Source organism: Nostoc sp. DSM 114161, from assembly GCF_052692665.1.
The window spans coordinates 5,249,665-5,265,096 of the sequence record NZ_CP195141.1; the positions used below are offsets into that span (position 1 = coordinate 5,249,665).

Below are 15,432 nucleotides of genomic sequence, written 5' to 3' on the forward strand. Positions count from 1 at the left end.
GGGAGATGTGATTCGACTTCTCTACGAGACGCTACGCGTAGCTTGCTTCCCCGAAGGGGTACGCTCACCAATCGGGGGATGAGGGAGATGAGTCAGGTAAGGGAAAAGGTTAAAGGGTAAAGAGTAAAGGGATAAATTTAACCTTTACCCCATGCCCCATTCCCAATGCCCCATGCCCCGAATCAGGAAATCCGGACTTTTTATTGATTACACACTACTATTTTTAGTCGTATAAACGCATAATAGAAATGTGACCGATCTGTTCGCCCCTTTACAATCTCTAAAACTTGGTCGCTGGTTCAAGCTCATCTGCGGAGCCAGTTTCCAGCATCTGTCGGCAGTCAGAAGTTTAACGTTAGCCTACACTTTGGCGGGCGCTGACTGCATAGATGTCGCTGCCGATCCGGCGGTGATTGCAGCAGCGCAAGCGGCGCTACAAGTAGCCAAGAATTTGGCTAGGGATGCCAAGGGACGAGGCTTTGGGTACAAAGGCAATTCACCTTTTTTAATGGTCAGCCTGAACGATGGAGAAGACCCCCATTTTCGTAAAGCAGAATTTAATTATACTCAGTGTCCTACAGACTGCCCTAGACCCTGCCAAAGGATTTGTCCGGCACAAGCAATTGCTTTTAACAGTATAAAAGAAGACTTTTCAGGAGTAATATCCGAAAAGTGCTATGGCTGCGGTCGTTGTATACCAGTTTGTCCTTATGGTATAATTTATACAAAATCGTATATGTCAACGCCGGGAGCGATCGCGCCATTGGTAATGTCAACGGGAGTAGATGCCGTAGAAATCCATACAAAAGTAGGGCGGTTGGCAGAATTTGAGCGATTGTGGCAAGCAATTTCACCGTGGGTCGATGGACTAAAGGTAGTAGCCATCAGTTGTCCCGATGGCGAGGGGATGATTGATTACTTAAAAGCGCTGTATGAACTAATTACCCCACTCAAAAGTGCTTTAATTTGGCAAACCGACGGTCGCCCAATGAGCGGTGACATCGGCGATGGCACCACCTTAGCAGCGGTGAAATTAGGGCAAAAAGTTTTGGCAGCCAAGTTACCGGGATATGTGCAGTTAGCAGGCGGCACAAATAGTTACACCGTTGCCAAGTTAAAGGCAATGGGACTACTCCAAGGATGGGGAGATGAGGGGATGGGAGGATGGGGAGATAACGCTACCCCATCTCCCCACCACCCCACCACCCCATCACATATCGCTGGGGTTGCCTACGGTAGCTACGCCCGCGTACTGCTGTCACCGATTCTCGAACAGTTGGAGAATAAGGAGGTGAATAACACCAATTTTAAAACGACGGTTCATTTAGAAGAAGATGAGAAACTGCTTTGGCAAGCTGTAGAGCTAGCCCATTCTCTCGTTTCCCAGATCAAGTCACAGCAGGAGTATTAATTACTCGTCCCGGACAAGTTCCTTTCATCGAGTTCTCCTGCACGCAAATGTCCTCGCTATCTCTCGCATAGAAAGCATGACGATTACAGACGATCTCCAAAAGTTATTAGATATTTTGCCCCAAGACCTGCGACAAGTACTAGAGAGTCATCCCAAACGAGATAGTTTAGTTGAAGTGGTCTTGGATTTGGGTCGTCGCCCAGAAGCTCGCTTTCCTAATCAAGCCGAGTATCTGAGCGAAAAACCCGTTACTCAAGAACAGATAGATGATTGCATTCAACGAGTTGGAACCTTTGGCGGAGATAATCGGGCAGGAATTGAGCAAACTTTGCATCGGATCAGCGCCATCCGCAACCGCACGGGCAAGATTATTGGCTTGACCTGTCGCGTTGGTCGGGCGGTGTTCGGAACCATCGGTATGATCCGCGATTTGGTAGAAACTGGTAAATCGATTCTGATGCTGGGGCGTCCAGGAGTGGGCAAAACTACTGCCTTGCGGGAAATTGCCCGTGTTTTGGCGGATGACTTGCTCAAACGAGTTGTGATTATTGACACATCCAATGAAATCGCTGGGGATGGTGATATTGCCCACCCCGCCATTGGTCGCGCTCGACGGATGCAAGTGGCTCATCCAAACCAACAGCATCAGGTAATGATTGAAGCAGTGGAAAACCACATGCCAGAAGTCATTGTCATTGATGAAATTGGCACGGAACTGGAAGCTTTAGCGGCTCGTACCATTGCCGAACGGGGCGTACAGTTAGTAGGTACAGCCCACGGGAATCAGATTGAAAACCTGATCAAAAACCCCACCCTGGCTGATTTAGTTGGGGGTATCCAAGCTGTGACTCTGGGAGACGACGAAGCTAGACGCCGAGGTTCTCAAAAGACTGTTTTGGAACGCAAAGCCCCTCCGACGTTCGAGATTGCTGTGGAAATGTTGGAACGGCAGCGCTGGGTAATACACGAAAGCGTTGCTGACACGGTAGATAATTTATTGCGGGGTCGTCAGCCTAGCCCACAAACGAGAACCGTTGATGACCAAGGTAAAGTATCGATTACACGGCAATTAGCTGTGGTCAACGGCCGCGGCGGACACCTGGCAACAGGAGAAGAATCTTTCTCTTCTGGGCGACAGTCCAACGGCTGGCGTTCATCCGGACAAATGGTAGCACTGCCACCGTTGCCTGTAGAACGGGTAACTGGGCGCAGTGAGTTCGATCGCTTGCTTGATGAATCCTTCAATTATTCTGAAAGCATTGATTTGAGTGCTACCAGGCAGCCGGGACCCAATGGTGAAGATTTACCACTGCACGTTTACCCGTATGGAGTTAGCCGCCACCAACTCGAACAGGTAATCAGCGTGCTAACTTTGCCAGTGGTATTGACAAAAGACATAGATAGTGCAGATGCAATTTTAGCATTGCGATCGCATGTCAAAAACCATGCCAAATTACGCCAAATGGCCAAAGCCCGTCATGTGCCTATCCACATGATTAAATCCAGCACCATTCCCCAAATTACCCGTGGTTTGCGGCGGTTGCTGAACATCGACGACCCGGAACTAGCCGACGACCGAGAACTGCAACTGTTTTTGCACAGTGGTAGCGATGACGAAATGGACGCCTTGGAAGAAGCTAGACTCGCCGTAGAGCAAATTGTGATTCCCAAAGGACAGCCAGTAGAGTTATTGCCGCGTTCTCCCCAAGTCCGCAAAATGCAACATGAGTTGGTAGAACACTATCGACTCAAATCCCACAGCTTTGGCGAAGAACCAAATCGCCGCTTAAGGATTTATCCAGCGTAACCTTACCCTAAACCCCTCTCCAAATCGGAGAGGGGATTTTAATGGGAGACAGTCGATGTTTTATAGAGAGTTTTCTCTGAGAAAAGTAAAACAAGACTTTAACCTCACCCTTGTGGAAGGCGGACGGTTTTTGCCGCCTATAGAACCAATTTCACCTACCCCTTTGCTGGCTGAATTTTTAGCAGAAAGCATTCAGTTAGCAATTGCAATGGGTTCTGAAAAAGCGCGATCGGAATTGATTATTAGCCCGATATTATTTGAAGTCCGAAAAATTCTTAACAGACAAATCAGTTTTTTTCGGGAGAAGAATTTAACGTTGAACCAGAAATTGGACTAGCAGGATTTTGTGATTTTCTGATTAGCCTTCCCCCAGAACAGTTATTTGTTGAAGCCCCAGCAGTGGTGATTGTAGAAGCGAAAAAGGAAAACCTCAAAGGTGGTTTGGGGCAGTGTATTGCAGAAATGATAGCTGCTCAAAAGTTTAATAGCAAAAATGAAAAACCCATTGCCACTATCTTTGGTAGCGTTACCAGTGGCAATTTGTGGACATTCCTCAAGTTGGAGGATAACACTGTAACTATTGATTTAACTGAATACTTGATTCCCCCAGTAGAGCAAATCTTAGGTATTTTGGCTTGGATGGTGCGATCGCAATCCCTCTAAAATCCAAGTATCTGACTCATTAGCCATGCGCTCATTGCTCAGTTATGACTGCCAGCATTCAGCACGGTTTCAGCAATTGATTACCCCCACCGCGCACCTAATAAAATTCCTAAAATGATGTTCAGGTCGTGTCTTTCCTGTTGTCCTACTAGGTGCGAGTTGGTACTAAGTACGCCTACATTTTGATTATTAGCTATTAACTGCGGCGGTTGAAGACAATGAGGGTTGTAGGGACTGTAAATACCATGCGTTCCACCGTATAGAGAATGTGGGTTTTGGGTGCTGGTGAATGAGTAAATGCTACCGTAACTGCTTTCGGGATTGCAGATAGATTCAGGATGTGATACATCGGAACTCAGTATCCCTAGATAAGTTCCATCGGCTGCAACTATTACCATTTTTCCATCTAGCGCGATATAACATTTTATGGCTTGAATAATATCCTGGCTATTCATAACTAATCTAGTTCATTTATCCCACTATAGAACCGATGTTCTGGATTCCACCATTGGGGTGTTACTAGGTAAGCGTGAATTTTTTTCAAAGAATCTTAATCTTAAAATTTTAATCCCTAAAAGAGTTTTTAATACCTGTGCGACGAACTTACTACTTGCTAGCATCTTGAGGATGACGCTGACGGTGATTCGCATACCCCGAATTGTCGGTTGCCCCAAGCAAACATTAGGATTAAGTGTTATGCGATCGAGTTTTTCCATATTTATTATCTGCGATTCGTTTGCGGTTCAATTATAGTGTTCCCTTGTACTCGTATTTTTCGAGATAAATACGAATTATTTTTCTGGTAAAGGTGTAACTATAATACCGACAATAACCCGTAGTAACTCTTCTAATTCTTCAGGAACTCGATAAAGTTTAATATCTTGGGAAATCAGTTTTTCTTGACGGTGAAATATTCCAAAACGCCAATCTTCACCCGTTGTTACAGCACCATAGAGAATTGGTGTTTGCGATCGCGTCCATTGGTCAAGTGCTATTAATTCTACTGCTAGTTGCGTAAATCCTCGGCCTAAATCGGATTGTTTAGCTTCAATTACTAGCATTCCTACGTCACTATTTATATAGTAATCAAAACTTCCTTTTAGCTGCTCGTTAACATTTATAGGATATTCAATATTTAATTGACTGTGAGTTTCTGCACAAATTTCTAATAGCGTCGGCGCAATTAATACTTCCCGTCTTGCTGTTTCACTTATGGGGTTGACATAAGTAAGATTTCTTTGCAAATAGCGATTTAAAAAATCTAAACAGTTGAGATTACCTTCATATTTTGGTAAATCTAATCGTTTGCGTTCGTATCGACAATCAAATTCTGCAAGAATGTCGGCTGGCGCATAAGGCAATTCAAAGTACTTGCTAAATGTATAGGTTGTACCAGGTTGCAAAATGCGCGGGCGACTCATAAAATTATCCTTTATGAAACTTGTACGTCTTGCAGTTTTGCCACCAATTCTGCACGCGCTGAAACCTTCAATTTACGAAACATTCTCTTCAAGGCTTGCTTGACAGAATTTTGAGTAATCCAGAGTCTTTCCCCAATTTCTGCATTCGTTAATCCTTGCGCTACCAAGTCGGCAATTTCTAATTCGCGGGGTGTGAGAGGACTTGCTAAAAGCGAATTGGATATTTTGGGTTTCGCGCGTAGGGTTGCCATTTTTGCTGACAAATGAATGCATAAAGCGCTTAAGTCAGCTAAATCGTTGCCGTTAAAAGGGGGATTTCCCTTGTCACGTGCTAGGTTGAGGGTTCCGATAAGACGACCATCGCAAACAATTGGCCCGGTCATGACGTGTTCGTGGTCGTGGCGGGAACAAAAATGCTTCCAGTCTCCTGGAGATAAGAATAATTGCTCGTGAGCGGGAGCGTGACGCTCAACTACGTAGCGTCCCACTGGATTGCTCTCTAAGCATACTGCCGGAATAGCTGGAATATCAATCTCAGCGGTTGGTTCCTCGTCTAGAAGATAGATACCCCAATTTTGCACGCCAAAATGGTCGCTAATTTTATCCGTGAGAGCCAGCCTTAATTCTTGCTCGTTTTGGACGTTAGCGATCGCATGAAATACGGCGTGAAGAGAATTAACCATAAGTGTACCCAGTTGGGGACTATCCAAGCCTCAACAATTACTTCTATGCTAATACCAAGAATACTAAAACGCTAATTACAGTAGCGACTAGGAGAAGCACATGACAGTTACACAACTCTCTGCTCAGGAACTTTTCCGGGCTGCTTATGAGAACCGCTATACTTGGGACAAAAATTTCCCTGGTTATACCGCAAATATTACTTTTAAGCATGATGATAAGGTCTTTACAGGCAAAGTAATTATCAGCGCCAATCTCAAAGCCGAAGTTTTGGACGTAGAGGACGAGTCAGCAAAGCAAGCAATTCACGGCCAAGCATGGGAAATCGCTATTCACCGCGTCCGTCGCAGCTTTGAAGACACCCACAGCGCCAATACCTTTAGCTATGGTAAGACTGACGAAACCGGTGCAGTTGAACTTTTAGTTGGTGGTAAGGCTGAAGGTGACAAATACAAAGTCCGTAATAATGAAGTGTGTCACGTTCACCGTCTGATTCACGGTACTTTTGTGACAATTGACACCTTCAGTAGCCACGACACTGGCGAAGGTTACTTGTCTCACACTTATGATTCTGTCTACCACGACCCCAAAACCGGGGAACAAAAAGGCGGTAGAAGCGAATTTACTGATGAGTACGAAAAAGTTGGCGATTATTTCATCTTAAATCGCCGCGAGATTCGCACCGAAACAAATGGGGAAGTATCGGTTCAAGAATTTGTTTTCTCTGACATCAAATTGTTGGAACCTGTTGCTGCTTAAGTGATATTTGACATTTTAAATTAATAGCGATCGCTCCTGTAAAATCAAGAGCGATCGCTTTGATTTTTGATGGTTTTATTCATGGAGATTGAAAGCCCATCACCTCAGATACAATCAATATATAAAAAGTCAACTCTTACTATTTATTCTAATCACACACCACGTCGAAGAAAAATATTTTCATTACAAGAAACAACTCAGTGGAATTTACTGAACTATATTTTTATATACGGAGATACCATAATTGCTTATGTGGAGTTGGAACTTTCAATAACCGAGCCATAAGGAGAAGATTAGAATGGTTAACGAGACTGAACGTTACATTCCTTCAGAAGATGAGTATCTTCAAGCATTTTGCGCTATTTATAATCAATTGACTCCTGGACATCAAGCCATATTAGATAAACTGTATCAGCATTGTTATTTTATGAAAAACAATCGCCGATTACGTACTTGGGAATTATCTGAAGCCGCAGGATACTATGGGGATTCTGCGGGACAGATTGGTATTTTAGGTGCAAAATTTTGCAACTTTTTTGGACTAGAGAACGAAGAGTTTGGATATCCAGCACTAGCAATAGTTAGTTGGTTTGAAGATGAAACAAATAGACATTGGTATATCGAACTAATTCCTGAAGCAGCTAGAGCATTCAAACGATATCGCCTTGAAAGTTTTACAACTTAGGCATTGGCAGAAAAATGATAATATACAATAGTTTTTGAGATATATATACAGTGCTATTAGCTACCAGTTGAACAATAGTATCGCTCTCCTAGTTTCCAGACTTGAAGCGCAACTATTAAAAATAAAATGCCTGCCATTGGAGAGACGTAACAAAACCACGAAGGTACTGAAAATATATCTTGTTTTTCTAAAACTGCAAGCAGAGGAAAATAACTTACACAAGCAAGGGGTATGAAGTAAGTGAAAAATCTTTGGAACCACTTAGTATAAATTGAAAAAGGATATTGAGCAGTTTCTACTCCTCCATAGGTAAGGATATTCATAATTTCCAAAGATTCAATAGTCCAGAATGTAATAGTTGCTTGGACAATAACGATACCTAAAAATAGTGCGATCGCACCAATCAGCGAAGTGCCTAAAAGCCACAAAATTTTAATACTAAAGGAGATGTGGAGAGTTGAAAGCGACCACCACATAACAGCAATTCCTTGAAAAAGCCTTCCAAGTCTTTTCAAAGTCAATTCTGTGCCTAAAAGTTGAAGTACCGTAGAACGTGGACGAAGAAGTAAGCGGTCAAAATCACCGTTCTTAATTATTCTGCCAAATGAATCAAACCCTCGTCCTAAAGCATCAGCACATGCAAAAGAAATATTAACCATTCCATAAAATAGGGCTACTTCACTCAAAGTCCACGTACCAATATTATTAAAACGACTAAAAAGCGCCCAGATTCCAAAAAATTCTACTACAGTCCCCAAAAGCTGCCCTAAAACTTGAAGTAAGAAGGAAACTTTGTACTGCATCTGTGATTTTAAAGATATGGAGATATATCGAAGATAAAGAAAAAAATTATTCATTACAAATTCCGAATTACGAATTACCAATTACAAATTACAAATTACGAATTAAAAATTCTATGCTCATCCTCCTTGAATTACAAGTTTTTTCACACCACGTTTCACAAGGAAACGCCCAATAATAACTATTGCAAATATCCAAAAACTTTGATGCAACAATACATGAAATAGCTCGTTTGGTGGAAGATTACCGGTAAAAAGTCGAAAAGGTCGATCCATAAGTCCTGAGAAAGGAAGTGCATTTAATAAAGGCTTGAACCACTCAGGAAAAAGTGGCAAAGGAACAATCATGCCAGAAAAGATAATAATTACAGTAGGGAGGATACTATTAACTCCTTCGCCAGAAAGCGTCCACATCATTGATACAGTAAGAAGCATTGTCAATGCAGAAGAAAGTAAAATTGCAGCAATAAACGAAATAAAAAAGGCAATAAAAGCAGCAAATGAAGGGGGAAAAGAAAGCGATCGCTCTGAAAATCCTATGAGTGGAAAAATCAACATTGTCAGAGTAAGAAGAGGAATAGCACGCAGGATAACCGGTGCTGTGCGAAGCGCTAAAGCACGAGTAAACCAAAAATTATAAAGGTCTGTGGGTCGTAGAAGATCGTAGCCGACTGCACCAGATTGGATCGAATATTGGATTTCGCGATCGCCTGACCAAGGAGCAACCGCCATCAAAAATGCTTGTCCCAGCCATACATATCCCACAGCTTCCTGAAGAGTCATAGGTTGAGCAGTGGTTGTATGAGTGAAAAATGCCTCTAGAACCATTACTTTTACAAATCCCCAAAAAAACTGAGTTGCAACCCCAGCTAACGCAGCTGTACGATATTGCAACAGCAGCGCAAACCTAGCAACAAACAGTGACCAATATGCTTTCATCTTAGTAGTAAATTGACAAAAGATAAGGAGGATAATTCAGAATTCAGAAATGGCAAAAGTTTTCGGAGAGTGACAGCAGAGGGGTATTATTTATAGATGCCTTAAAAGAACACTAGCTTATATGTATCACCAATTTTACCAATAGGAGCAGAAGTTGAAATATTTTTGTATTCGTCTTGATAGGTTAGATTAACGATACACTCAAACTCTACTTTGTCAGCAAGCTGCTTTAGAAATCTTTCTCTCTCTGACTCTGACAGTTCAACTTCACTTATTGTTACTTGCAAGTCTTTATCCTTAAAGCCAATAAATGGAAGTACGAGCATTTTATTGAATAGATTGCCTGCACCTGCATTATTAAATCCTTCAAATGTCTTGTCAGAGAAATACATTAGTTTTAATATGTCTTCTTCAGTTCCGTTTTTGATAGTATAAGTCAACTCTTGGATGAAAACGTCGAGATTCATTTTGCTTTTACCTCAGAATTAGCTTGAGTCATAACATACTAATCTGTCTCCATCACAAATGACCAATGACCAATGACAAATGACTAATTAATATAAAATTCCTCCTGACTTTGCATACAGTTGAGCAACTATTTCCTCAATCGGTGGATTTTCGACAAACAGATCGGCGACTTCATTTTTTGAGGTAACTTGACTAATCAAAGATGCAGCAGAAAGCTTTGTCGGATCGAATGCCAAAGTTACAGTACGACCTTCTTTAGAGATGATGCTAACTCCTTCTTCCTCAAAAAAGAAATCATCATTTATTAAATCTATTCTTAAGTAGCGACGCGAGGAAACTTGAGAACGCAATGCTGTCAAAGTTCCATCGCAGAGAATTTCCCCGCCACCAATAATAATGACGCGATCGCACAATGCCTCGATATCATCCATATCATGGGTAGTCAGGATAGTAGTTACTTGATGAGTTTTATTCAACGTTTTGATAAATTTTCTTACCGCAAGTTTTGAAACCGCATCAAGTCCGATAGTTGGTTCATCCAAAAACAGAATTTCTGGTCTGTGCAACATTGCGGCTGCAAAATCACATCGCATCCTTTGACCGAGGCTTAACTGTCTCACGGGGGTATGGACAAAACTCTCAAGGTCAAGCAAATCAATCATTTCTTGGCGTGTCTTGCGATATTGTGATTCAGGAATGCGATAAATATCCCGCAGCAAATCGAAAGACTCGATCGCTGGTAAATCCCACCAAAGTTGCGATCGCTGGCCAAACACTACTCCAATACGACCAACATGGCGGATTCTATCTTTCCAAGGAGTTCGTCCGGCGATTATACATGTTCCGCTGGATGGTACTAAAATACCACTTAAAATTTTAATAGTAGTCGATTTTCCCGCTCCATTTGGGCCGATGTATCCTACGAGTTCTCCCTGTTCGAGTGAGAATGAAACTCCTTTTAAAGCATGAACAACTTTTGTTTTTCGCTGCACAAGACCTTTGATTGAACCGAAAAATCCAGAGGAACGTTCAGACACAAAAAAACTCTTTTTCAAGTCTTCGACAAAAATTTGAGGCATATAGCAATTCCTATTTGACTTGTGCAATTAATCGTAGAAGCAGGCAACTTGTACTGAGCGAAGTCGAAGTATAAGCAACAGATATTTTTAAGGAATAATTTAAGATTCGATATATTACTAGTCTTTTATTCTTAGTAAGATGCTCTATATGACAATTTAACTGTTCCCACTTATTGGGAAACTAAATTATATCGAAATATGACTAAGCTAATTGAGTACGAAGAAGCCAGCGACGAAGTGCGTGCAGTATACGACGATATCCGCACCACACGCCAAAATGACTATATCAATAATTTCTGGAAAGCCATAGCTAACCATCCTCCCACGTTGCAACGAACATGGCAAGCAGTGAAAGAAGTGATGACCACCCCTGGTGAAATCGATCCACTGATGCGCGAACTGATTTATATTGCTGTGAGTGCGACAAATGGCTGCGAGTATTGCATTGCCTCACATACAGCAGCGGCACGTGCCAAGGGAATGAGTGATAACATGTTCGGAGAATTAATGGCGATCGCTGCCACTGCCAATATGACTAATCGCCTTGCCAACGGCTATCAGATTCCCGTGGATGAGCGATTCAAAACATAGAAATTCCTACTTGAAAAGTAAAAAAATAATCCCATAAATATTAAGAGGTTAACAAGCATTTATTCCTCTTAATGTTGGTTTTTATCTTTTGCGTTGTTCGGTGATTTTTTGATTACAAAATATTTGTATAAATATTCACTATGCCAAAGGTTAAAATTAACGATATTGATTTGTTTTATGATATTAAAGGAACAGGAGAACCTTTATTATTAATAGCTGGCTTTCTTTGCGATCATGCTTATTGGTCGCTGATTATGCCATCTCTGATTTCAGAATATCAAGTTATTCGCATAGATAACCGAGGTATGGGGCGAAGTTCTGCTTCGGAAAGCCAATATAGTATTAAACAGATGGCTGGTGATGTTGCAGCATTTTTGGATTTTATCGGCATTGACAAGGTACATTTAGCAGGTCATTCAATGGGCGGTCAAATTGCCCAAGAACTAGCTTTAGCATACCCTAAAAAAATACAAAGTTTGATGCTCCTTTCATCTTTGGCAAAAGGCGATCAATTATTCAATAGCATCATAGAAACTTGGGGTACTCTTCTTAATCATGTAGACTTGAAACTATATGAAAAAATCCTATTGCCTTGGATATTTACAGATGCATTCTATTCAATTACTGGAATGATTGAAGGTTTAATTGAGTTTGCCATCAAATATCCTTTTCCCCCTACGACTCATTCACTTTATCATCACAGCCGAGCCATGCTTGACTTTGACACAACAGACCGCCTTGAACAAATTCATTGTCCTACATTAGTTTTGGTTGGGAAACAAGACATTCTCACTCCGCTCAAATTTTCCCAACAACTTGCTCAAGGTATTCCTAATGCTGAACTTGTAGTAATCGATCGCGGGGGTCATGGCTTCTTGATTGAGTCTTCAGATGCTGTAGTTTCAGCAATGCTTAATTTTTTACGAAAATTAAAGCCTGCTTATACTAATTTGGGGTTTTAGTCATTAATCATTAGTCATTAGTCATTCGTAATAATATCGAAAATCATTTAATCCGAAATTCGCAAATCTTTTGGTTGAACCGCGAGGTCAATCTAAAATCTAAAATCTAAAACTACCTAATTTATCCTATGCAACCTCTTACTGTTGGCGATCCAATTCCCTGGTTCATTCTTCCCTCAACCTCAAACCCAAGTTTTCATTTTAATTCTGTTGGTGGATACCGTAGCGTTTTGTTTTTTTTCGGAAGCTCTAAAAACAATTATAGTCGCCAGATTATTGATGAATTCTCTAAAAGACAGCAACAATTGGCTGCCTACCAAGTACCTTTCTTTGGTGTCAGCATAGATCCAAATGACACTTTTTTGGCAGAGTTAATCGAAAATAAAACTTATTTCAAATTTATTTGGGATTTTGAAGGGAAAGTCAGCTTTCAATACGGTGTTTGTCAGCCAAGGAGTCAAGGAAGCAATGAATTACAATACAGACCAACAATTTTTGTTTTAGACGAAAATTTACGAATTATCAAAGTTGTGCCAATTTCAAGTACTGCTAATCCTTGCGAGGAAGTGTTTGAATTTATCAAAAGCTTACCTGCGATCGCTCACAATATTCCCGCAGCCAGACAAGCACCTGTTTTATTTATACCGAATGTTTTAGATCGAAGTTTTTGCCAACATTTAATTGATTTGTACGAAGCAGATGGGGGTCAAGAATCTGGCTTTATGCGACAAATCGACGGCAAAACAGTTGGAGTTTATGATTATGACTTTAAAAAACGTCGAGACTATTTAATTTCCGAACCTGAATTATTAAAGCAAATCAATAATCTGATTATGCGACGGGTTAAACCAGAAATTGAAAAGGCTTTTCAATTTAGCATCACTCGCTTTGAACGCTACCTGGTATCCTGTTACGAGGCAACTGATAAAGGCTTTTTTAATCGTCATCGCGATAATACTACAAAAGGCACTATTCACCGACGGTTTGCTATGTCATTAAATCTAAATACTGGTGCTTATAAAGGCGGTGATTTGCTGTTTCCAGAATATGGACTCCAGCTTTATACCCCAAATGTTGGAGAAGCAGTGATTTTTTCTTGTTCGTTACTGCATGAGGCTACCCCTGTCATCAGCGGACGGCGCTTTGTTTTGCTCTCGTTCTTTTACAACGAAGAAGATGCTAAGATCCGCCAAGAAAATAGTAAGTATCTTGTACTTAATAATAGCGAGGCCGATAATCAGTAAAAAAGCAGATTTTTATATTAGGTAGGGAACAGGCAATAGGCTTAAAAGTTTGTTTTTGCGAGTATTTGGACTGTGCTTTATACCGTTTTCGCAGAGAAGAATTTTAGAGGTTGTTTTAAAAGTAATTATTTGTGATTAAAATCACATTTTCACCCCCCTTAATCACCCCTTGTCAAGGGGAGAAATAAGAAAATCCTGTTTCATCCGCTTTACAAGGGCAGGGTTAGGGTGGGGTAAAAAATATTTGATACACCACTACAGACTTTTCAAACATCCTCTGAAATAACCTTACTAATCGGCTGCTGGGGCTTTTAAACTCTTGCATTTACTCTCACGCATACATCATTTTTGTATAAAAAATTACTATCTCCAAGTCAATAGAGTCAACACCCTAGTAACGCACCTTTAGGATCTACCACGTAAGCCTTTTCTACGCCCAATGCGTTTACGTTCCTTATGACCGTCCCAACGTTTCTTATGTCATGGGGATCTTCTAGGACTGCAATCAGGTTCTTGCATAGGTACGGTTTGATTTGGTCTGCACGCTCCCGCACCTTGCTTGTGCATTTCGGTTTGTCTGGTTCTTCTGTCATACTCTCCCTGATGTCTAATATCATGTGCGGTTAATTACTTATTAAACCTGAAGAACCCCACCCCTTAATCCCCTCCCCGCAAGCGGCGAGGGGAGACAAAGCACCGCTTTGGCGGGGTGGGGTTTAATGATTACCGAAATCATAACTAATTACCCGAACATGATATAACGACCAAGATAAGCGGCGGCAAGTAACCTTTGCATCCTCACCAAGATCTCTCAACTGTCCGATTCATCGACTTGTTCTGCTGCTGGCATCCCGATAAGTTTCAATTTCTCTCCACGCGGCCCTTTCACCTGAATCTCTAGTTGCCATTCATCCGGGTTGGTGTACAGCAACTCTAAATTAGCCGCAACCTTCGATAAGTCCCAATTCCACCAAGCTAGTTCCAGCAATCGTTGTATCGTTTCAGGCTTAAACCGATACCGAACGACCTTAGCTGGATTACCAACCACAACAGCATAGGCAGGAACATCTTTAGCCACAACAGCCCGTGCGCCTACGACTGCTCCGTTCCCTATTTTCACTCCTGACATAATCGTTGCTCCATATCCAACCCAAACATCATGACCAATCATTGTTGCTCCCTTACTTGCCGCATCAGTGTAACGTTCTTCTGGCTCAGTTTCTGTGGCTAACCACTTGAAAGGAAATGTCGTTGCTCTTGTCGTAATGTGATTGCCTCCACCAAAAATGACGATATCCTTAGCGAGAGAAAAAAATTTTCCAATCTCAATTCGATCGTTAGGGGTGAACAATGCCAAACTAATATGCCGATCAAAGTAGGTGTAATCTCCAACGGTAATTCGCGGGTCTTGAATGTGAGCATTGAGCCAAATGGGAGGAGAGGTGTATTCGAGCATGGTCACGGAGGACAACTGCACTTCGACGGTTTAATCAATTTGTTTCATTCTCGATCGTCAGGTCGATCGCTGCAAGATAACGCCCTCACCGATAACCATTTACTAAAACTCTGAGAGCTTATGTGCAAGACACTACAACTGCTATACAAAGAGTTGCCAAAACTCCTGGCGGAATTAGTTACGCTACGGCTTCAGAAGTTTGTAACCAATCGATTAAGCCTCTTGCCATCGCAAGGGAGCTTAATCAAGATTTTGTATCTCCTTGTATAGGAAAGCAAGTAAATAAAATTGATTTTTCTAAGGACGTTTACCCCTTAGTTAGACGGCTATTTGTCGTAATTAAGCGAGATGGCACTTTGGACGAACAGGCAGGAGTAGCTTATGTTAATTTATTGTTGAGCGATCGAGGTCAACAATTAGTAAATCAAGTTGGTTTAGTACCGATTCGCGATTTATGACCGTAAAT

At 41.6% G+C, this 15,432-nt stretch carries 18 protein-coding genes and 1 pseudogene; 10 read left to right on the plus strand and 9 right to left on the minus strand.

Translation table 11 applies throughout. From position 1 onward, the window contains the following. The first annotated feature begins 250 nt into the window (after positions 1–250). From ldpA to NSTC745_RS22320, 3 genes and pseudogenes are all read left to right on the plus strand, one after another. Positions 251–1,411, plus strand: a complete 1,161-nt coding sequence (ldpA, locus tag NSTC745_RS22310) for a circadian clock protein LdpA (RefSeq protein ID WP_445632899.1) — start codon at positions 251–253, stop codon at positions 1,409–1,411. A gap of 76 nt (positions 1,412–1,487) precedes the next feature. Next, a complete protein-coding gene (locus NSTC745_RS22315; RefSeq protein WP_445632900.1) occupies positions 1,488–3,218 on the plus strand; it encodes a R3H domain-containing nucleic acid-binding protein in 1,731 nt (576 codons plus the stop codon). A gap of 55 nt (positions 3,219–3,273) precedes the next feature. Next, positions 3,274–3,881 (plus strand): annotated as a pseudogene (locus NSTC745_RS22320) (hypothetical protein). A gap of 80 nt (positions 3,882–3,961) precedes the next feature. On the opposite strand, the gene NSTC745_RS22325 reads toward NSTC745_RS22320, so the two are convergent. From NSTC745_RS22325 to NSTC745_RS22340, 4 genes are all read right to left on the minus strand, one after another. Further along, a complete protein-coding gene (locus NSTC745_RS22325) occupies positions 3,962–4,279 on the minus strand; it encodes a hypothetical protein (protein WP_445632901.1) in 318 nt (105 codons plus the stop codon). An 81-nt stretch (positions 4,280–4,360) separates the two neighbouring features. Continuing rightward, a complete protein-coding gene (locus tag NSTC745_RS22330; protein WP_445632902.1) occupies positions 4,361–4,597 on the minus strand; it encodes a DUF433 domain-containing protein in 237 nt (78 codons plus the stop codon). A 75-nt stretch (positions 4,598–4,672) separates the two neighbouring features. Next, positions 4,673–5,302, minus strand: coding sequence for a hypothetical protein (locus NSTC745_RS22335; RefSeq protein ID WP_445632903.1), 630 nt, complete (start codon positions 5,300–5,302; stop codon positions 4,673–4,675). Between the two features lie 11 nt (positions 5,303–5,313). Further along, positions 5,314–5,985: a LuxR C-terminal-related transcriptional regulator gene (locus tag NSTC745_RS22340; RefSeq protein WP_445632904.1), complete on the minus strand. Its 672-nt coding sequence runs from the start codon at positions 5,983–5,985 to the stop codon at positions 5,314–5,316. Positions 5,986–6,085: 100 nt separating this feature from the next. Between NSTC745_RS22340 and NSTC745_RS22345 the strand changes: the two genes are divergently transcribed. Together NSTC745_RS22345 and NSTC745_RS22350 are read left to right on the plus strand one after the other, a co-directional pair. Next, positions 6,086–6,742, plus strand: coding sequence for a DUF3386 domain-containing protein (locus tag NSTC745_RS22345; protein WP_445632905.1), 657 nt, complete (start codon positions 6,086–6,088; stop codon positions 6,740–6,742). Between the two features lie 298 nt (positions 6,743–7,040). Continuing rightward, entirely contained in the window at positions 7,041–7,427 is a 387-nt protein-coding gene (locus tag NSTC745_RS22350; RefSeq protein WP_445632906.1) for a hypothetical protein, read from the plus strand. Between the two features lie 56 nt (positions 7,428–7,483). On the opposite strand, the gene NSTC745_RS22355 is transcribed toward NSTC745_RS22350, so the two are convergent. The 4 genes from NSTC745_RS22355 to NSTC745_RS22370 all read right to left on the minus strand — a co-directional run bounded on the left by NSTC745_RS22355 (position 7,484) and on the right by NSTC745_RS22370 (position 10,713). Next, positions 7,484–8,284 carry an ABC transporter permease gene (locus tag NSTC745_RS22355; RefSeq protein WP_445632907.1) on the minus strand — a complete coding sequence of 267 codons (801 nt, stop codon included), beginning with the start codon at positions 8,282–8,284 and terminating at the stop codon, positions 7,484–7,486. Between the two features lie 63 nt (positions 8,285–8,347). Continuing rightward, a complete protein-coding gene (locus NSTC745_RS22360; RefSeq protein ID WP_445632908.1) occupies positions 8,348–9,166 on the minus strand; it encodes an ABC transporter permease in 819 nt (272 codons plus the stop codon). 101 nt (positions 9,167–9,267) lie between these two features. Further along, a complete protein-coding gene (locus tag NSTC745_RS22365; RefSeq protein WP_445632909.1) occupies positions 9,268–9,633 on the minus strand; it encodes a hypothetical protein in 366 nt (121 codons plus the stop codon). 87 nt (positions 9,634–9,720) lie between these two features. Further along, a complete protein-coding gene (locus NSTC745_RS22370; protein WP_445632910.1) occupies positions 9,721–10,713 on the minus strand; it encodes an ABC transporter ATP-binding protein in 993 nt (330 codons plus the stop codon). A gap of 198 nt (positions 10,714–10,911) precedes the next feature. Here NSTC745_RS22370 and NSTC745_RS22375 point away from each other — a divergent pair, with 198 nt between their 5' ends. From NSTC745_RS22375 to NSTC745_RS22385, 3 genes are all read left to right on the plus strand, one after another. Beyond that, positions 10,912–11,304, plus strand: a complete 393-nt coding sequence (locus tag NSTC745_RS22375) for a carboxymuconolactone decarboxylase family protein (protein WP_445632911.1) — start codon at positions 10,912–10,914, stop codon at positions 11,302–11,304. Positions 11,305–11,444: 140 nt separating this feature from the next. Then, the gene (locus NSTC745_RS22380; protein WP_445632912.1) at positions 11,445–12,266 is read left to right on the plus strand and encodes an alpha/beta fold hydrolase; all 822 of its coding nucleotides are present in this window, start codon (positions 11,445–11,447) and stop codon (positions 12,264–12,266) included. A 128-nt stretch (positions 12,267–12,394) separates the two neighbouring features. After that, positions 12,395–13,510 (plus strand): redoxin domain-containing protein, encoded by a 1,116-nt coding sequence (locus NSTC745_RS22385; protein WP_445632913.1) that lies wholly within the window; start codon positions 12,395–12,397, stop codon positions 13,508–13,510. Positions 13,511–14,321: 811 nt separating this feature from the next. Here NSTC745_RS22385 and NSTC745_RS22390 read toward each other — a convergent pair. Further along, on the minus strand, positions 14,322–14,867 hold the full coding sequence (locus NSTC745_RS22390; RefSeq protein ID WP_445632914.1) for a CatB-related O-acetyltransferase: 546 nt from the start codon (positions 14,865–14,867) through the stop codon (positions 14,322–14,324). Positions 14,868–14,873: 6 nt separating this feature from the next. Between NSTC745_RS22390 and NSTC745_RS22395 the strand changes: the two genes are divergently transcribed. Both NSTC745_RS22395 and NSTC745_RS22400 read left to right on the plus strand, forming a co-directional pair. Further along, on the plus strand, positions 14,874–15,080 hold the full coding sequence (locus tag NSTC745_RS22395; protein ID WP_445632915.1) for a hypothetical protein: 207 nt from the start codon (positions 14,874–14,876) through the stop codon (positions 15,078–15,080). Positions 15,081–15,088: 8 nt separating this feature from the next. Continuing rightward, complete coding sequence (locus NSTC745_RS22400) at positions 15,089–15,424, plus strand: hypothetical protein (RefSeq protein WP_445632916.1); 336 nt, start codon at positions 15,089–15,091, stop codon at positions 15,422–15,424. Positions 15,425–15,432: the final 8 nt, after the last annotated feature.